Origin of the sequence: Streptomyces harbinensis, assembly GCF_900116145.1 — a bacterium.
In the GTDB taxonomy this organism is placed as follows: Bacteria; Actinomycetota; Actinomycetes; order Streptomycetales; family Streptomycetaceae; genus Streptomyces; species Streptomyces carpaticus.
In genome coordinates this window covers 656,817-673,841 of the sequence record NZ_FPAB01000004.1, presented here as the reverse complement: position 1 = coordinate 673,841, position 17,025 = coordinate 656,817, and the positions used below count along the sequence as shown (strand labels likewise).

23 protein-coding genes are annotated in these 17,025 nt (G+C 71.5%); 9 read left to right on the top strand and 14 right to left on the bottom strand.

Annotation, left to right across the window (positions count from 1 at the left end; genetic code table 11):
* Positions 1–61: 61 nt before the first annotated feature.
* Together lpdA and BM385_RS14540 are read right to left on the bottom strand one after the other, a co-directional pair.
* A complete protein-coding gene (gene lpdA / locus BM385_RS14545) occupies positions 62–1,483 on the bottom strand; it encodes a dihydrolipoyl dehydrogenase (protein ID WP_019436263.1) in 1,422 nt (473 codons plus the stop codon).
* A gap of 63 nt (positions 1,484–1,546) precedes the next feature.
* Positions 1,547–2,104, bottom strand: a complete 558-nt coding sequence (locus BM385_RS14540) for a GNAT family N-acetyltransferase (RefSeq protein WP_380979371.1) — start codon at positions 2,102–2,104, stop codon at positions 1,547–1,549.
* Positions 2,105–2,203: 99 nt separating this feature from the next.
* Here BM385_RS14540 and BM385_RS14535 point away from each other — a divergent pair, with 99 nt between their 5' ends.
* On the top strand, positions 2,204–3,337 hold the full coding sequence (locus tag BM385_RS14535) for a M23 family metallopeptidase (protein WP_139275177.1): 1,134 nt from the start codon (positions 2,204–2,206) through the stop codon (positions 3,335–3,337).
* Positions 3,338–3,363: 26 nt separating this feature from the next.
* On the opposite strand, the gene crcB is transcribed toward BM385_RS14535, so the two are convergent.
* The 5 genes from crcB to BM385_RS14510 all read right to left on the bottom strand — a co-directional run bounded on the left by crcB (position 3,364) and on the right by BM385_RS14510 (position 6,655).
* A complete protein-coding gene (crcB, locus tag BM385_RS14530; RefSeq protein WP_019436260.1) occupies positions 3,364–3,735 on the bottom strand; it encodes a fluoride efflux transporter CrcB in 372 nt (123 codons plus the stop codon).
* A complete protein-coding gene (locus BM385_RS14525; protein ID WP_026047852.1) occupies positions 3,732–4,064 on the bottom strand; it encodes a DUF190 domain-containing protein in 333 nt (110 codons plus the stop codon). Before BM385_RS14525 ends, crcB begins: the two co-directional genes overlap by 4 nt.
* Positions 4,061–4,489, bottom strand: coding sequence for a fluoride efflux transporter FluC (locus tag BM385_RS14520; protein ID WP_093843284.1), 429 nt, complete (start codon positions 4,487–4,489; stop codon positions 4,061–4,063). Before BM385_RS14520 ends, BM385_RS14525 begins: the two co-directional genes overlap by 4 nt.
* A 44-nt stretch (positions 4,490–4,533) precedes the next feature.
* Positions 4,534–5,556 (bottom strand): rod shape-determining protein, encoded by a 1,023-nt coding sequence (locus BM385_RS14515; RefSeq protein ID WP_026047850.1) that lies wholly within the window; start codon positions 5,554–5,556, stop codon positions 4,534–4,536.
* 148 nt (positions 5,557–5,704) lie between these two features.
* On the bottom strand, positions 5,705–6,655 hold the full coding sequence (locus tag BM385_RS14510) for a DUF3048 domain-containing protein (protein ID WP_078576475.1): 951 nt from the start codon (positions 6,653–6,655) through the stop codon (positions 5,705–5,707).
* Positions 6,656–6,896: 241 nt separating this feature from the next.
* Between BM385_RS14510 and BM385_RS14505 the strand changes: the two genes are divergently transcribed.
* The 3 genes from BM385_RS14505 to BM385_RS14495 are packed head-to-tail and all read left to right on the top strand — an operon-like array spanning position 6,897 to position 9,422.
* Entirely contained in the window at positions 6,897–7,109 is a 213-nt protein-coding gene (locus BM385_RS14505) for a hypothetical protein (RefSeq protein ID WP_019436255.1), read from the top strand.
* Between the two features lie 3 nt (positions 7,110–7,112).
* On the top strand, positions 7,113–8,621 hold the full coding sequence (locus tag BM385_RS14500; RefSeq protein ID WP_026047848.1) for a C2 family cysteine protease: 1,509 nt from the start codon (positions 7,113–7,115) through the stop codon (positions 8,619–8,621).
* 36 nt (positions 8,622–8,657) lie between these two features.
* Entirely contained in the window at positions 8,658–9,422 is a 765-nt protein-coding gene (locus BM385_RS14495) for a hypothetical protein (protein WP_139275176.1), read from the top strand.
* 73 nt (positions 9,423–9,495) lie between these two features.
* On the opposite strand, the gene BM385_RS14490 is transcribed toward BM385_RS14495, so the two are convergent.
* The 4 genes from BM385_RS14490 to rpmB all read right to left on the bottom strand — a co-directional run bounded on the left by BM385_RS14490 (position 9,496) and on the right by rpmB (position 11,672).
* Complete coding sequence (locus tag BM385_RS14490) at positions 9,496–10,407, bottom strand: hypothetical protein (RefSeq protein ID WP_139275175.1); 912 nt, start codon at positions 10,405–10,407, stop codon at positions 9,496–9,498.
* Positions 10,398–10,976 carry a hypothetical protein gene (locus BM385_RS14485; protein WP_019436252.1) on the bottom strand — a complete coding sequence of 193 codons (579 nt, stop codon included), beginning with the start codon at positions 10,974–10,976 and terminating at the stop codon, positions 10,398–10,400. The genes BM385_RS14490 and BM385_RS14485 overlap by 10 nt, the downstream gene beginning before the upstream one ends.
* A gap of 154 nt (positions 10,977–11,130) precedes the next feature.
* Positions 11,131–11,436 carry a 30S ribosomal protein S14 gene (gene rpsN, locus BM385_RS14480; RefSeq protein ID WP_019436251.1) on the bottom strand — a complete coding sequence of 102 codons (306 nt, stop codon included), beginning with the start codon at positions 11,434–11,436 and terminating at the stop codon, positions 11,131–11,133.
* On the bottom strand, positions 11,436–11,672 hold the full coding sequence (gene rpmB / locus BM385_RS14475; protein WP_093843282.1) for a 50S ribosomal protein L28: 237 nt from the start codon (positions 11,670–11,672) through the stop codon (positions 11,436–11,438). The genes rpsN and rpmB overlap by 1 nt, the downstream gene beginning before the upstream one ends.
* 49 nt (positions 11,673–11,721) lie before the next feature.
* On the opposite strand from rpmB, the gene rpmG reads away from it, so the two are divergent.
* The 5 genes from rpmG (at position 11,722) to BM385_RS14450 (ending at position 13,966) form a co-directional block, all read left to right on the top strand.
* Positions 11,722–11,886, top strand: a complete 165-nt coding sequence (gene rpmG, locus BM385_RS14470; RefSeq protein WP_019436249.1) for a 50S ribosomal protein L33 — start codon at positions 11,722–11,724, stop codon at positions 11,884–11,886.
* Between the two features lie 19 nt (positions 11,887–11,905).
* Complete coding sequence (locus BM385_RS14465) at positions 11,906–12,154, top strand: type B 50S ribosomal protein L31 (protein WP_019436248.1); 249 nt, start codon at positions 11,906–11,908, stop codon at positions 12,152–12,154.
* Positions 12,151–13,335 (top strand): CobW family GTP-binding protein, encoded by a 1,185-nt coding sequence (locus BM385_RS14460; protein WP_019436247.1) that lies wholly within the window; start codon positions 12,151–12,153, stop codon positions 13,333–13,335. Before BM385_RS14465 ends, BM385_RS14460 begins: the two co-directional genes overlap by 4 nt.
* Positions 13,332–13,577: a 30S ribosomal protein S18 gene (gene rpsR / locus BM385_RS14455; RefSeq protein ID WP_019436246.1), complete on the top strand. Its 246-nt coding sequence runs from the start codon at positions 13,332–13,334 to the stop codon at positions 13,575–13,577. Before BM385_RS14460 ends, rpsR begins: the two co-directional genes overlap by 4 nt.
* 173 nt (positions 13,578–13,750) lie before the next feature.
* Positions 13,751–13,966, top strand: coding sequence for a DUF397 domain-containing protein (locus BM385_RS14450; protein ID WP_078576483.1), 216 nt, complete (start codon positions 13,751–13,753; stop codon positions 13,964–13,966).
* Positions 13,967–14,010: 44 nt separating this feature from the next.
* Here BM385_RS14450 and BM385_RS14445 read toward each other — a convergent pair whose 3' ends face one another.
* The 3 genes from BM385_RS14445 to BM385_RS14435 all read right to left on the bottom strand — a co-directional run bounded on the left by BM385_RS14445 (position 14,011) and on the right by BM385_RS14435 (position 16,955).
* Entirely contained in the window at positions 14,011–15,168 is a 1,158-nt protein-coding gene (locus BM385_RS14445) for a hypothetical protein (RefSeq protein ID WP_093843281.1), read from the bottom strand.
* A complete protein-coding gene (locus BM385_RS14440) occupies positions 15,165–16,091 on the bottom strand; it encodes a hypothetical protein (RefSeq protein WP_139275174.1) in 927 nt (308 codons plus the stop codon). Before BM385_RS14440 ends, BM385_RS14445 begins: the two co-directional genes overlap by 4 nt.
* 324 nt (positions 16,092–16,415) lie before the next feature.
* Complete coding sequence (locus BM385_RS14435; RefSeq protein WP_019436242.1) at positions 16,416–16,955, bottom strand: DinB family protein; 540 nt, start codon at positions 16,953–16,955, stop codon at positions 16,416–16,418.
* Positions 16,956–17,025: the final 70 nt, after the last annotated feature.

The following is a 17,025-nucleotide window of genomic DNA, read 5'->3' as shown; positions in this document are numbered from 1 at the left end:
TGCCCTCCCTGTGCCCCTGGCCGCCTTCCTGGCCCGTCCGACCAGGTGAAACGGTGCCGGGTCACATATTGATCATGTGGCCGGACAGCCCGTGGATCGCCTCCTTGACCGCCTCGCCCAGGGTCGGGTGGGCGTGGACGTTGCGGGCGACCTCGTGCACCGTCAGGTCCCACTGCTGGGCCAGGGTCAGCTCCGGCAGGAGTTCGGTCACCTCGGGGCCGATCAGGTGGGCGCCGAGGAGTTCGCCGTGCGTGTCGTCCGAGATGATCTTGACGAAGCCGGTGGCCTGCCCCAGGCCGTGGGCCTTGCCGTTGGCGGTGAAGGGGAACTTCACCACCTTCACGTCCCAGCCCTCGGCCTCGGCCTGCTCCCTGGCCTGCGCCTCGGTCCAGCCGAAGCTGGCGATCTGCGGCTGGCAGTAGGTGGCGCGCGGGATCATCGGGTAGTCCAGCTCCATCGTCTCCGCCCCGGCGATGGTCTCGGCCGCGATGATGCCCATGGACTCGGCGGCGTGCGCCAGCATCAGCTTGGCGGTGACGTCGCCGATCGCGAAGATGTGCGGCACCGAGGTGCGCAGCCGCCCGTCGACGTCGATGGCGGCGCGGTCGGTGAGCCGTACCCCGGTGTTCTCCAGGCCGTAGCCGGTCACCCGGGGCGCGAACCCGATGGCCTGGAGCACCTTGTCGGCCTCCAGCACCTGGCGGGTGCCGTCCGCGCGGGTCACGGTGACCCGCACCGGCGCCGCCGGGTCGCCGTCGTCGATCGACTCGACCCGGGTGGAGGTGAGCGCCTCGATGCCCAGCTTGCGGTACTGCCGGGCCAGTTCCTTGGAGACGTCCGCGTCCTCCAGCGGCACCAGCCGGTCCAGGAACTCCACGATCGTCACCTTGACGCCGTAGGACGCCAGGACGTACGCGAACTCCACGCCGATCGCCCCGGCGCCCGCGATGATGATCGAGCCGGGCAGCTCCGACTCCAGGATCTGCTCCTCGTAGGTGACCACGCGCTCGCTGAGGCTGGTGCCGGGCAGCAGCTTGGTGGTGGCGCCGGCGGCGATGATGCAGTGGTCGAAGGTGACGGTCTGCGACCCGCCGTCGTTCAGCTCCACCCGCAGCGTGTGGTCGTCGGCGAAGGTGCCGCGCCCCTGGTACTCGGTGATGCCGTTCTTCTTCATCAGATAGTGCACGCCGGCCACCCGCCCGTCGGCGACCTTGCGGCTGCGGCGGTACGCCTCGGCGTAGTCGAAGCTGACCCGCCCCTCGACGTTGATACCGAAGGTCTGCGCCTCATGGGTGAACAGGTGGGCCAGCTCCGCGTTGCGCAGCAGGGCCTTGGAGGGGATGCACCCGACGTTCAGACAGACCCCGCCCCAGTACTTCGCCTCGATGACCGCGGTCCGCAGCCCGAGCTGGCTGGCGCGGACGGCGGCGGTGTAGCCGCCGGGCCCGGCGCCCAGGACGACGACGTCATAGTGCGTGCTCATGCGTCTCACGCTTTCTGGATGAAGGGGTGACTTGATGGCTGTGCCACCGACCCTACGCCGCCCTTACCACACGTCGCCGTCCCGCCAGTCGCAGGAGAGCGCGCCGCCGAGGTCGAGCGGCAGGTCGGCGGGCGGGAGCACCGGCAGGACGTACACCCCGCCGTCGTCGTCGGCGGTCGGGGCCGGGCCCTCGGCGGTCAGTACGGAGGTGGGGCCCTGCCACTGCCGCCAGCCGCGCGCCGCGTAGAAAGCGCGGGCGTCCTCGGAGGAGCCGAGCGCGCCGAGGTCGTAGGCCCGGCGCACGATGTCCTCCAGGACGGTGAGCAGGGCCGCGCCGTGTCCCTGTCCGCGGTGGCCGGCCCGTACGGCGACGCCCTCCAGGTAGCCGGTGCGGATCGTTTGGCCGCCGTGCAGCAGCCGGCGCTGGATGACGGCGCCGTGGCCGATGATCCGGCCGTCCGCCGCCCGGATCAGCGCGTGCAGGCCGCCGAGGGTGTGCGACCAGTCCTCGTCGGTGAACTCGCCGTCGAACGCCTCGTCGAGGAGGGCCCTCAGCTCCGTCCGGGTGGCCGGGTCCAGGTACGCGGTGTGCAGGATCTGCGGTGCGGTCATGGGCGTCATCCTGACAGCCGGGCGCGGCTACGGCATCCGGGTTCCGGTTGCCTGCTGAAGGTGTGTCAGCGACGGAGGAACGGTTTGCCGGGGGCCAGCATCGGCGGCGTGCGTCAGCGAATCCGTACATTCCAGCGAGGGGTCGTCCTCGCGGTGGTGCTCGCCGCCGCCGCTCCGGTCGTTCCCCGGGCGGTGGCCAAGCCCCCGGTGACGGCCGAGTCCCTGACCGAGGAGGTCAGGGAGCTGCGGGCGGAGGCGGCCGACGCCAGCGCGACCCACGAACGGCTGCGCCGGCGGCAGCTCGACCAGCGCGCCGAACTGGCCGAGGTGCGCGAGCGGCTCGACGCGGAGCGCGAGCGGCTCTCCGCCCTCCGGGACATCGCGGGCCAGCGGGCCCGTGAGCAGTACCGCACCGGTTCGGCGGGCTCCGGTGGCCTGGCCCGGCTGATACTGGCCGACTCCCCCGACATCTTCCTGCGCCGGGTGTCCCTGCTGGAGCGCGGCGACCTCGCCGCCCGCCGGCTGCTCGACGAGGTGCTGGAGGCCGAGGCGGCGCTGGCCCGGGACGAACTGCTCGCCTCCCGCACCCAGGCGAAACTGCGGCAGGAGGCCGAGCGGCAGCGGGAGATCCGCGAGGAGGTCGAGCGGAAGCTGGCGGCGGCCGAGGCGCGGCTGACCGAACTGCGCGAACTCCAGGCCGAGCGGGAGGCCCGGGCCTCGCGCGCCGCCCGGCAGCGGGCGGCGGCGCCGCTGCCCGCTCCGCCCGCGCCGGCCGGCGGCGACTGCGTGAGCGCGGTGCGCGACACGGACGAGCTGGCCCAGCCGGCCGGCGGCGGGGCGTCCTGGGTGGCGCCGGTGGAGACGTACACGCTGTCCGCGTCCTTCGCCCAGCACGGCGGGATGTGGTCATCGGCCCACACCGGCCAGGACTTCGCGGTGCCCACCGGCACCCCGGTGCGGGCGGTGGGCTCGGGCACGGTGGTGTCGGTGACCTGCGGCGACGCGTTCGGCAACGCCGTGATCATCGACCACGGCAACGGCTACTACAGCCAGTACGCCCATCTGTCGGTGACCGAGGTGGCGCAGGGCCAGTACATCGCGGTCGGGCAGCGTCTGGGCCGCTCCGGCAGCACCGGCAACTCCACCGGGCCGCACCTGCACTTCGAGATCCGCCTCACCCCGTACGTCGGCTCGGCCATCGACCCGGCGCCGTGGCTGCGCGATCACGGGGTGACGCTCTGAGGGCCCGGGCGCCGCGCCGCCGGTGGTTACAGCAGCCGCTGCACCACGGCGTGCGCCGCGAAGACGGCGCCGGTGCCGGCGACGACGCTCACCGCCATGTTGAGGGCGGCGAGCAGCCGGGCCCCGGACTCGGCCAGCCGCAGCGTCTCGTAGGAGAAGGTGGAGTACGTGGTCAGCGCGCCCAGCAGCCCGGTGCCGAGCAGCAGCTGTACCTCGGAGGAGGCGGCCCCGGCCGCCGCCGCGCCGGTCAGCGCGCCGAACAGCAGACAGCCGGTCAGATTCACCGTCAGCGTGCCCCACGGGAACACCTGGTCGTGCCGCGCCTGCACCGCGCGGTCGGTCAGATAGCGCAGCGGCGCGCCCACCATGCCGCCCACCAGCACCAGTACCCAGTTCACCGGACGATCTCCACCTCGTCCATCCATGCCACCAGCGACTCACCCACCAGTTCCCGCAGCTCCGCCACGAACGCCCGCACCCGTTCCGCCACGTCCACGATGACCACCGCGACCGGCAGTTCCTCGCTCAGCGACAGCAGCCGGGTGGTGTGGATCAGCGAGGACGCGCCGAACCCCTCGATCCCCCGGAAGACGCTCGCGCCGGCCAGCCGGGCGTAGTGCGCGCGGTGCACGATCTCGCTGTACAGCGGCCGGTGCCCGTAGGTGTCGCCCTCGCCGAGCAGCACCGTCAGCCGCAGCCCGGTGACCGGGGCGGGGCCGCCGCTCACGGCCGACTCCCCGCGCGCAGGGACCGGGTGGCCGCCGTCCCGGCCCACACGGCGGCCATCGCGGCGGCCAGGGTCAGCACCAGATAGCCGAGCGCCGGGCCCACCCGCCCCGCGTCCGTCAGGGTGCGGGCGCCCCCGGCGTACGCGGAGAAGGTGGTGAACCCGCCCAGCACGCCGGTGCCCAGGAAGGGCCGTGCCAGCCGGTGCCCGCGCTCCTCGGTGATCACCATCAGCGCCCCGATGAGGGCACACCCGAGGGTGTTGACCGCGAGAATCGTCCAGGGGAAACCGGTCTCGACGGGCACGTCCCACAGCCGCGTCGCGCCGTACCGGGCCGTCGCGCCCAGGCCGCCGCCCAGCGCCACGGCGAGTACCACCGTGGGCGACGGCGCTGCGGCCCGACGCGGCGGCCCGGGGTTGTCCATGGTGGCGCCATGTTAGCGCCGGTGCCCTCGCCGGCCACGGCCGGTCAGTTCGCCGGCTCGGGGACGGCCACGGGCCGGACCCGGCCCTCCAGCATCGCGCCGAGGCCCTGCACGGCGCACAGTCCCGGGTCCTCGGCGACGTTCACCGGCATGCCGGTGTTCTCGCGCAGCGTGGTGTCAAGACCGGGCAGCTGGGCGGCGCCGCCGGTGAGCATGATGCCCCGGTCGGCGAGGTCGGCCACCAGGTCGGGCGGGCAGCGGTGCAGGACGGCGCGGATGGCGTCCAGGAGGGAGGTGAGCGGGGTGCGGACGGCCAGCCGCAGGCTCTCGGGGTCGACCTTGACGGTGCGGGCCAGGCCGGTGGCGACATCGCGCCCGTGCACCTCGGTGACCTGCGGCATCTCGCCGTTGAGCACCTGGTGCAGGGGGCGCACCGCCAGCGAGGGCAGCAGGAGTTCGTGCTGGTTGCGCAGGTGCTGGACGAGCGCGCGGTCGAAGGTCTCGCCGCCGATCGGCACCTTCTCGGCGGCGACGATGGAGCCGAGGGAGAGCACCGCGACCTGGGTGGTGGCCGCGCCGACCTGCACGATCATGGTGGCCTCGGGCTGCTCGACCGGGAGCCCGCAGCCGATGCCGGCGGTGACGAGGGAGTCGACGAGTTCGACGCGGCGGGCGCCGAGCCCGATGAGGGTCTCCAGCGCGGCGCGGCGGGCGAGCGGGTCGGCGTCGTGCGGGATGCACACGGCGGCGCGCAGCAGCGGCTTGCGGCGGAAGGCGCGGCGCAGCTTGGGGCCGACCATGGCGCGCAGCATGCGCTGGGCCATGTCGATGTCGACGACGGTGCCGCCGTTGATGGGGCGCACCACGCGGATGTTGGCGGGGGTGCGGCCGGCCATCCGCTCGGCGGGGGAGCCGACGGCGAGGAGGGCGCCGGTCTTGGTGTTGACGGCGACGACGGACGGTTCGTCGACGATGAGTCCTGACTGCTTGAGGTAGATGCGGGTGCGGGAGGCGCCCAGGTCGGCGGCCACGGTGCAACGGCGGAGGTGGTCAAGACTGAGGGTCATACTGATCATCTTGTCTACCCGCCACCTGGGGCGCCCGCTGGAGTGCTCCGCACGAGGCGTCCAACACTCCGTCAGCGCACGCGACACCACCGGCTTGGCGGCATGGACGCCGGTATGACAACCCGTCCGGTACCGCCGATGGTGTCGCTCAGCCCTCGGTCAGCAGCACCCAGACCTGGCCGGTGGCGAACCGCAGCGGCTCACCGTCCGGGGTGGTGAAGGTCGTCCCGGAGTCGGCGTCCGGCCGGGACCAGCGGCCCTCGTACGCCTTCCCGTCGCGCAGCACGAGCGCGGTGCCCTCGCCGGTGGTGCGGGTCAAGGGGGTGAACGCGCCGGAGCTGTCGTGGAACTCCGACTGCGTGATGCTCACGTGCTGGATGACGACGGTGGCCGGCGTCAGGTCGGTCTCGTCCCCGTCCAGCGACACCTTCCAGTGCCCGTCATCGGCCGACCAGGAGAAGCCGAAGGAGGCGGCGGGGAAGGAGACGGTCTCCTCGGAGGTGTCCGTACCGCCGCTCGCGGGCGCGTCACCGAACCGGAACCCGATGTCGGCGGCGTCGGAGGCGTCCGGGGCGGCGGCCAGCAGCTCCTTCGGCCGGCCGAACAGATTGTGCGGCGCCTCCCGGTCCTCCAGCCGCTCGTACGCCTCGGGCGCCATGCCGGGCGTGAGCTGGATCAGCCGGGCGTCGTCCAGCTCGGGCTGGAGCGCGCTCTGCACCCCGGAGTAGGCGAGCGCCGGCGTACCGAACTGCCGCAGCAGCTCCAGATCCGACTGCCGCGCGGAACGCACCGGGCCCACCTCGTCCGGCAGCGTCCCGGAGAAGATCACCAGGAAGCGGCTCAGCCCCGCCTCGACCTGCTCGGCGTAGACGATGTCCGCGTCCCCGAGCCCCACCTGCGGCCTGGCCTGCGGCGCGTTGTCCACCTTGACGGCGAGTACGGGCCCCGTGCCGGTCTCCTCCCCGGTGAACGGCGACGTCTCGGTGCTGTCGCCGTCCCCGCCCCCCTCGGTCCGGCTCCCCCCACTGTCGCCGCCGCCCCCGCACCCGGCGAGGAGAACGGACAGCATCACACCCGCGACCAGCGCACGCACTCTCATGCGGGCAGCCCATCACAATGTGCGAGAACGGTCATGATCCTGGAACAAAGCGTTCCCACGAACGGGTTGACCCACTAGCCCATTCAACCGCGCGTAAGGTGACGCGGATCAGGCATTGCTACGTCCACGGTTGGGGGATCCGTTGACAAACGGCACAACAACCGGAGAGTCCGCGGCAGAGCTGCGCCGCCGCGCCGAGAAGCTGCGCGAGTGCGCGCGCGAGGCACGCAGGGTGGCCGGTGTGCTGGACTCCTACCTCAGCACGGCCGTCACCACGGCCCAGAGCAGCGACCCACCCTTGTGGAAGGGGCCGTACGCGGAGACCACCACGGAGGAACTCGCCGAGTTGCAGGGCTCCCTGCGTGGCATGTCCGAAGCGCTGACGGACGATGCGAGGCGCTGGGATTCCGCCGCAACGCAGTTGGACGAGCGCGCCGACGAGGAGGGGGAGTAGGCCATGACCTTCCGCGGCTTCGACATCGAGCGGCTGGGCCAGCTCTCCACACATCTGTCCGAACTCAGCGGTGGCGCACACGATCTGCACAGAGAGCTGCGTGAGGTGCTGAGGGAGGCGGGCGAGCACCTCGACAACGAGCCAGCCACCCGGGACCCCGCCCTGTCCAGTGTGCTGGGCTGGGGAGGGATCGGTGGCCTCTTCAGCGCATACGTCTCACTGCCCGGTTCCCTCGCCGGTTCGCTGGAGCGGACGGCCGGGGAGATCGATCGCCGGCGGGAGCAGATCGACGGCTGCCGGGACCTGGCCGACGCCGGGTACCGGATCCCGGACCGCCTGCTGTTCGCCGACGAGGACCCTCCGAACGCCGAGGACATCGAGGAGGCACTGACGGCCCTGGAGGGCTTGGACGGCCAGGACTTCGGCAGCAACGGCAACCGCGACGAGCTGGAGCGGATCATGAGCCAACTCGACGGTCTCACGGCGGTCGAGCTGGATCTGTTCGTCGCCAAGGTGCCACCGGCAGACCTGGAGCGGTACAACGATCTGCTCACCGACGAGGAAACGGGCTTCTGGAGTCTGATCACCCGCGAGCAGAACGGTATCCCCGAGGATCAGCGCCGCGATCACCTCAGCGGGCTGCTGGCGGCTGTCGACAAACGCAACCTGGACAAGCTCGTCAACGCCTTTCCCTGGGTGCAGCCCGACTTCACCTCCACCGACGCCTACCTCATGGGCGAGAATTCCCAGAACGGGGAGTCCGCCAACGGCATGCGGTGGGGAGTGCCGACCGATCCGCTGTTCGCCCCGGACGGCACCGGTGCCTTCGTCTCGGCTGCCGACATCTCCCAGGGACGCTTCGGCGACTGCTGGTACATCGCTTCGCTGACGGCCATCACCCAGACCGACCCGCAGTTCATCCAGGACGGACTGCGGCAGAACCCCAACGGCACCGTGGACGTCCGCATCTGGGACGAGCACGGCAACCTGCGCTGGGTGACGGTCACTCCGGAACTACCGATGGACGAGAACGGCAACCCGATGTCGGCCTACGGGAACGGCGAGACCTGGCCGGCCTACTACGAGAAGGCGTTCGCGCTGATGTACGGGGAGGACCAGGGCGGCGCGCCCGACGGATACCAGGACGACCCCGCCTTCGACCGGGCCGAACGAGGCACCTACGGCGCCATCGAGTGGGACTTCACCGAACAGGCACCGCCTTATCTCACGGGCAACGAGTCGGAGAGCATCGGCGACGGCTTCTCCGACATGCGGGATGCCTTCAACAGCGGGCAGCCGGTCATCGTGGCCACCGGTACCGACGGCGACGACATCCCGGAGGAGTGGGGCAACAGTTTCTCCACCCGGCACGTCTACTACGTGAAGGGATTCGAGGACGGAAAGGTCATTCTCGGCAATCCGTGGGGCGACCGGTACCCTCCGCTGGAGGTCACCGAGGAACAGTACGAGCGCTACTTCAACAGCGCGCAGGCTCTGACGGTACCCAAGTGATGTGCCTCCTGCCGTACCGGGAGATGTGAGATGAGCATGACGACACGACGCGCGCTGTGGCTTCCGGGCGCGGTAGCGATGGCTCTTGTTCTGGGCGGCTGTGGCGGTGACCAGGACGAGTCCGGTCCGCCGCGCTCACCCGAAAGCCCAGCTGAGGAGCAACCTCCGGCCGAGGCGCCGCCACCCGACGCCGGACCGCAGTGCGAGGGCGATCCGCCGCCGTCAGGCACGCGGGTGCTGCGCGGTGGGGAGGCCACCCTGCCGGACGGCACCGTGCTCGCCTACACGGACGGCAGTGCCGACGGCACCACGCGGCAGGCGCAGCTCGAACTCGTGGACGGGCCGGACAGCTGGTCGGTGGCGGCCGGGGACGGTGTCAGCATCGCGGGACAGTCCTTCGATGTCGCCCAGGTCTGCACCTACCGTGTTGTCCTGGCCGGTGGTGGCCAGGACGGAGCAGGGGACGAGGGAGAAGATGTGAGCGAGTGGCCGAGCACCAACGAGGGGCGCTGGTCGTTGCAGTGGCACGTTCCGCACAACGAGCCAGGAGCCGACGGACTTGGCGTGGTGGTGCAGGAGGTACGGACGGAGCCGGCTCGCGCGGACATCCTCGTCGTGGCCCAGCAGCGGACCGTGGCGTTCTACAAGGATGTACGTGAGGGCGACACCGTGGAGATCGCCGACAAGCTGTGGGAGGTGGCATCGGTCCACGCCGGCAGCTCCGATGCCGCCGAAGGGTCCCCCGGCTTCGCGGCGGGCACCGTCCACCTTCAGCTCCTCGGTCCGGCGACCGGGGAGTGATCCCCCCGCGAACGGCACGAGGGCCGCGGATCCGGTCGGATCCGCGGCCCTCGTCCGTGGGAGCCGACCAGCGTTACGGCACCACGACCGCCTGCGACTCGGTCACGGTGATGCCGCTCTCCTGCCAGGCGCTCTCCAGGGAGTCGGGCAGGCCCGGCAGATCCAGGGTCGTCCCGTCGTACTCGAAGTGCACGTCGTAGACGAGCCGGCCCGAGGTCGTGTAGTCCCCGGAGCGCGAGTAGGTGTAGGAGCAGGCGTCGCTCTCGGACGTGACGAAGTCACAGGTCATCACGCCGCTGCCGTCCCCGGGGTCCACCTCGATGTGGGACGGGGTACCGACCGCGACGACGCCGAGCGCCGAGCTGCCCCGGATCTCCCCAGCGGGCGCTCCCTCGGCCCACCACCAGGTGTCGATGTAGATGATGGAGTGGCCCGGCGGGCTGAACGCCAGGGAGAACTCCGGGGTGTTCAGCTGACCGAAGGCCATCATTGCCCGCTCCTGGAGGGACGGGCCCTGTTCTTCCTGGGGGGTGTGCCAGCCCCATTCGTCGTAGCCGTCGCCCTCGGCGTTCTGGCAGTTCTTGTAGATGTAGACGGAGTCCTCGGACGGCTGGCCCTCGGGCCAGGTGTCCGGGGTGGGGTAGGCGGCGGAGGGGATGTTCGCCCAGCAGGCGTACTCCCCCTCGCACCAGCGGTTACTGCCCTCACCGGCGAGGCTCAGGTCGCAACTGGGCTGGCTGGAGCCACCCCCGCCGCCCCCGCTGCCACCGCCGTTGCCCGATTCCTCGCCACCGGGTACATGGCAGACGTAGATCAGCTTGCCGGAACCCCCGGGCTTGTAGCAGTCCGGGTCCTGGGTATCGGCCCTCGCGTCCTGGGCAACGGCGTACACCAGCCCGACGGCCAGGGCCGCCACCGCGAGCCCTCGCGCCAGCGGCCCCCGCAAGGCCCCCCGGCCCGTACGCGCCCCGGTCGTCATGAACATGAGATGGTCGCCTCCTCCTGGGGAAGAGTCTCGTTGATCAACCAGCCTTCGGATGTCCTCTCCAAGGTGACGACGTACGGGTGAAACGCAAGAAGCTCTTCGGGGACGACATTGGGGATGACTTCTCCCCCGGTGACGACGTCCCAGCCCTCTTCGCTCTTGCAGGATTCGATGCGTGCCGTGTCCTCGTCAACTGTGATTGTCACATCTTCGATGACCGGTTCACCGCTCCGGCTGAGTCCATTGGCCCGGAAATCCCGCAGCCGGGACACTTCCCCCTCCAAGAGCTCGCCCGTAACAAAGCCGTCCAGGAGCTCGACGTTCAGTTCTTCGGAGTTCTCCAGCTCCACCAGGGCGTCCCAGTAGGCTGCGTAGAACTCGGCAAGATCCGCCTCGTCCCCTTCCCCGCCCTCCGCGTCCGGGGAAGGGGACGACGAGCCGCCCGTGTCGATGGGTTCCTCGTTGTCGCCGCCGTCGGATGAGCAGCCGGCGACCGTGGCCAGGATGAGGGCCAGGCCGGCTGCCGGGCCGGCGCGCCTGATTCGCTTATTACGCATACCGCTCGTCACGGGCGACACCCTAGCGATGGCCGGAACCGTGCGGGAGTGCCGGGCGAATCCAGGTGCGAAGTCGTGACAGAAGGCACGGGCCGCGGCCGGGCGGCAGGGGCCGGCTCCCCCTCCCGCCGAGGGGGCGCGGAGGGGGAGGGCGCGGACGTCCGTGCTACCAGCTGGATTTGCGCACGCCGGGCAGGTAGCCGGCGTGCGCCTGCTGCCGGACCGAGATCCGGGACAGGCCGAAGGCGCGCAGGTGGCCGCGGGGGCGGCCGTCGGTGCTGTCGCGGTTGCGGATCCGGGTGGCGCTGGCGTCGCGCGGCTGGGCGCGCAGTTCGCGCTGGGCGGCGGCGCGTTCGGCGTCGCCGGTGTGCGGGGAGCGGATCAGCTCCTTGAGTTCGGCGCGGCGGGCGGCGTACCGGGCGACGACCGCTTTGCGCTGCTCGTTCTTGGCGATCTTGCTCTTCTTCGCCATCAGACCTTGCCTCCCCTGGCCCGGATCCGGGCCACGGCCGCCTCGATGCCGAGGGCATCGACGGCCTTGATGCCCTTGGTGCTGAGGGTGAGCCGTACGTAGCGGCCCTCGCTGGGGAGCCAGTACCGCTTGCGCTGGATGTTGGGGTCGAAGCGGCGCGAGGTGCGGACGTGGGAGTGCGAGACGGTCTTGCCGAAGCGGGGCTCGCGACCCGTCAGTTGGCAGTGCGCGGACAAACTCTTCCTCCTTAATGAAAATGATTCCCGTTTCTGTATAGTAGCCCGTATGCCCAGGAACGACATCCGCCCCGTGATCAAGCTGAAGTCCACGGCCGGCACCGGCTACACGTACGTCACCCGCAAGAACCGCCGCAACGACCCCGACCGCCTCGTCCTGCGCAAGTACGACCCGGTCGTCCGCCGCCACGTCGACTTCCGCGAAGAGCGCTGAACCCGAGGAGGAACCCCCGATGAAGCCAGGCATCCACCCCCCGTACCGGCCCGTCGTCTTCCGTGACCGCGCCGCCGGCTTCGCCTTTCTCACCCGCTCCACCGCCACCAGCGACAAGACGGTGGAGTGGGAGGACGGCGCCACCTACCCGGTGATCGACGTGGAGATCTCCTCCGCGAGCCACCCCTTCTACACCGGCAACGCCCGCGTCGTGGACACCGCCGGACGCGTCGAGCGCTTCGAACGGCGCTACGGGCGGCGGCGATGACCGGCCTGCCGGTCGTCATCGTCGCCGGGCTGCACGCCGACGCCCGGCGCGCCGCCGTCGACGCGCTGCTGCGCTCCGACCCCGGCGCCGTGGCGCTGCACCACGATCTGAGCGAAGGTCCCGCCCGGGGCACCGTCGCCCGGACGGTGCGCACCGCCGCCGGCGGGGTGGTCGCCGGTGGCGAGGCGCCGCTGGTCAACGACTGCGCCTGCTGTGCGCTGCGCGAGGACCTCGTCCCGGAGCTGGCCCGGCTCGCGGCGGACGGCGCCTGCACGCTCGCCGTCGTCGAACTGTGGGACTCGGTCGAGCCGAAGTCCATGGCCGAGGTGATCACCGAGCACGCCGACCCGCAGGCGCTGCGGGTGGCCGGAGTGGTCACGGCCGTCGATCCGGCGCTGGCCCTGCCGTACCTGGGCTGCGGCGACGATCTGGCCGAGCACGCGCTGGCCGCGGCCACCACCGATCAGCGGACGGTCGGTGACACCTGGGCGCGGCAGCTGGAGTACGCCACCGTGCTCGCCCTCGCGCCGGGCGCGGACAGCGAGGAGGCCGACGACACCGACCACGCCCTGCTGGCCCAGCTGCACCCGACGGCGCACCGGGTGGAGGCCGCCGATCCGCGGTTCGCGGCGCTGGCGACGGCCGGGTTCGATCCGGGGGCGGCGGCGGACCGGCTGCATCCGGCGAGCGCGCTGCTGCCGCAGGAGGCGGACGAGTCCGGGGTCACCACGCTGGTGTGGCGCCGGCGGCGACCGTTCCACCCGGAGCGGCTGTACGCGGCGCTGGAGGATCTGACCTGCGCGGCGGCCCGCAGCCGGGGACGGTTCTGGCTGGCCGACCGGCCCGACACCCTGCTGGCGTGGGACGCGGCGGGCGGCGCGCTGTGCGTGGAGCCGGCCGGTCCGTGGCTGGCGGCGCTGCCGGACGCGGCCTGGGAGATGGTGCCGCCGGTGCGCCGGGCCGCCGCCGCGCTGGACTGGGATCCGGTGTGCGGGGACCGGGTGCAGCATCTGGTGTTCACCTCGCCCGGGCTGGACACGGAGGGGCTGACGGCGGTGCTGGAGTCCTGTCTGCTGACGGACGCCGAGTACGCGGCCGGGCGCGGCGCCTGGTCGGCGGTGCGGCCCTCCTCCTTCGACACGTTGCTCGATCCCACCACCCAAGGAGTCACGGAACGATGATCAGCCGCCGTTCGTCCAAAGACCGCAGGCAGTCGGCGAAACAGCGCCCGAATCCGCTGGACGCGGCGGGCATCACGTACATCGACTACAAGGACACGGAGCTGCTGCGGAAGTTCATCTCCGACCGGGGGAAGATCCGCAGCCGCCGGGTCACCCGGGTCACGGTGCGGCAGCAACGGGAGCTGGCGCGGGCGATCAAGAACGCCAGGGAGATGGCGCTCCTGCCGTACGCCTCGCGCTGAGCCCGTCCGGCGGGCAGGGGCTCTGACCAGGGGTGATGGCGCGACAACGGGGCGTTGTGCACGTGCATCCTCACGTGCACCTGCATGTGAACGCCGTTATGCTGGGCGGAAGTTGAGACGTTCCACCAGTCGCACAACCCCCGGGAGTCACCGTGCCCGACGTGTACAACGGCATGGCCGCGCAGCAGTTGGAGAATGTGCAGTGGCTCAAGAGCAGCCACAGCAACTCCCAGGGCACCTGCGCCGAATTCGCCCTGCTGCCCAGCGGCGAGGTGGCGATGCGCAACTCCCGCTTCCCGGACGGGCCCGCGCTGGTCTACACCCGCGCCGAGGTGGCCGCGCTGCTGCTCGGCGTGAAGGACGGGGAGTTCGACCACCTGGTGCACTGAGGGGCCGCCGCCGGGGCGGTCGGCCGATCGGGGGGGGTGGGACGTCAGTCGGCCGGGCGGATCGTCAAGGGCCCGCACCCGATCCGCTCGGCTTCGGCCTCGACATAATCGGCGAAAACCTCCCGGGTGAGCCCTCGGTGCTCACGTGCCTGGATCACATGGTGCATCGCGAAGGTGACATCGCCGGTCTGGCAGCGGGCGTGGAAGAGGGCCAGTCGTGGGCCGATCTCACCGCGCCCCCGGTCGTATCCCTGGTCGGCGACCACCATCTCCCCGAGACCGTGCTCGGCTCCCCGCAAGGACCGGGCGATGCCGGGATCCTCGATGGTTGTCAACCGCACGGCTTCACCCAGCACGGGCGTGCTCAGCTCGCAGGAGCGGGCTGGTCCCCCGTCGTGACCGGCCCGTTCGTATACGAATCGCTCCTGATACTCCTCGGGGAGAGCCAGGCCCTCGATTCCGCACAGGCGCTCCGGGGAAACCCGCTCTCCGGCGATCGGATCGGGAAGATCCTCCGGCAGAGGGAACTCGCCGTCACAGCCCAGTTCCCGCATGGTGCCGTTGGCGACCCGCGTCACCGTCCGCGCCAGCGAGTCCCGCACGGTCCGGTACTCCTCGTCCGCACCCCGGATTTCCTCGCCCCCGATCGATATGTCCACGATCACCGGCCCGTCCCAAGCCGTCGGGCTCGCACAACTGGCGGGCAGGGCGAGCCACGCCCTGGTCGACGAGGCCATGCCCCGCAGTTCACCGCCGAGCCAGGTCATGTCGGACGTCACATGTGTCAGGGTCCAGGGCCAGCTGTCCGCGGCCACCGGCTTGATCTCCGCCTGCCAGGAACTCGGCTGGTGCACCCGTACCCGCAGTGTGTTCCAGCCGTCCGTGATCCGGCAGTGCCCGGTCGGCGAGGACCGAAGGGGCGCCACTTCCTCGGCCCGTACGTCCTGTGCCTCGCCCCACTTCTCACGGTCGGCCCGCAGCGGCAGATCGGCCCCGGTCAGTGAATCCCAGCAGGAGCGGGCCGACCCGTCCTGAAACGGCCCGGCCTCCTCCCACCAGGTCACCGTTCCGGCCCCGATCAGCAGCCCGGCGAGGCCGGCCGCCAGCAGGGCACGACGTCCCTGTGGCAACGCCCGGGCCAGGCGCCCCCACCACATGCCGGGGCCTCGATCCCCCTCCCGGCCCTCGGCGTCCGCCGTCATGACTCCACCTCCGCGGTCGGTGCCACCGGGTCACATCCCACGCGGTGAGTCACTGCCTGGCTGAAGATCGCGAATGATCCGATGGTGTCACGCCCCACCACCGCGGCCCGGGGCTCCCCCCGCATGAACAGCACCACGGGCCGGCCCCCGCATTCGGTGAGCACGACCGCCGAGCTCTCCTCGACCCATCCGCTGCCCCGCCAGTCCCGCGAGGAGGGGGCGTCCGCCGTTTCCGCGAAAGCGGCAGTCAGCCAAGGCTGGCCCAGCATCATCAACTCGAGGGCCGGCCCGGCCGGTTCCCTGCCGGTCCGGACCGAGCAGCTCTGGAACTCCTGGGTGACCGGGCCCACGCGGTGGCCGGAGTGCGAAGCGGCCGAGCCGAAGACGAAGCGCAGGCCCGGGATACGGCAGACGTCCGCCGTGTCACTCGCCGGCTCTTCCTCTTCCGGCAGTTGGGACCAGGGTGAGGTGATGACCCAGGGTTCGGCGGGGGCACACCCCAGTTCCGTCATCATCTGCCGGCCGACCTCGAGAAGCATCCGGCCCACCCTTTCCAGGCCGCCGGAGCGGATCGTACCGGCATGCCCCTCCAGGGGGCCGATGGTGAGAGCGGCATACACCGGTCGGCCGTCCGCCGCGCATTCCTCCGGCAGTGCCAGCAGTCCGCCCGTGTCGTGTGCCAACCCCGGGAGCCCGTCCGGCAGTGCCGCCGAATCGCTGCCGACAGTCCCGGCGATCCACTCGACAAGGTCGTCCGGATCGGCCGGGGCGGGACCGACAGCGACGGTGAGCGTCCGCGTCACTGTCTTCCGTACCGTGTTCACGTTCTCGCGGTTCCGGGACACCTCGTCGTCGTAGCCGGCTTCCACGACCACCGTGCAGCTGCCGTGCGGCTGCCCAGCGGTCAGCTCGTCCTCCGTCACCGTCCACGTCCGGTCCTGGTTCTCCGACCCGCCGAAGAGCGAGGGATTGGTGTCGTGTCCCCATGCGCCCCAGCAGTAGCGGGGTTCGGCGGCGAAGGGGCCCGTGCTGGTGGCCTTCGCCGTGCCCAGGCCCGCCGCCAGGAGGGCCGCGCAGATCGCCGCCGCCAGCGGGCCGCGGCGGGTGAACCAGCGGGCGCTCGGGGGACGGGGCCGTGCCGCCTCCGCCGTCCCTGTCATGTCCGCGCGGCCGTCGCCGTCGGCGGTTTCCGCCATGTGTCTCCCCCCGAGAACATCTGGTCCGGTGATCCTATCGGAGGGACGGATTCAGGCCGGGGAGACGGCGCGCAGCATCCGGAGCTGGCCGATCTCGGCGGCGTTCTTCATCAGTTCGGCGTTCAGCCAGGCGAGCAGATGCGCCACCGTGTGCTCCGGGTCGTGCGGCCAGGGGTACGGGGCGGTGGCGTCCAGGTCCTCTTCGGTGAGGCCGTCGAGGTAGGCCAGCCACGCATCGTGGTGCGCGTGCAGCCGGGCGACGGCGGCCGGCCCGTCGCCCGGCCAGGTGATGTCGGTACGGTCCCGGGGCGGGCGGCCGTGCACATGGTCGAGGGCGACGCTCCACCACCAGTCGATGTGCCAGCTCAGCCAGCCGATGGTGGGCAGCGGGACCGGATCGGGCTCGGTGCCGCCCTCGGGCCAGTCGGCGATCCAGCGGCCGGTGCCGTCCGGACGTACGGTCCAGATGGGGTCGGCACCGGCCGGCTGCCACCGGAAGTCGCCGGGTTCCAGGCGCTCCAGGTGGTACGTGAACAGGGACCAGGTCATCTCGAACTGCCAGCGCGCCAGTGCGCGGCGGGATGCGTGCATCCGGTGACCCTGGCACAGGCGCGGAGCGTCCGACCAGCGATTTCCTGCCGCTCCCGCGCTCCGCGCCGCG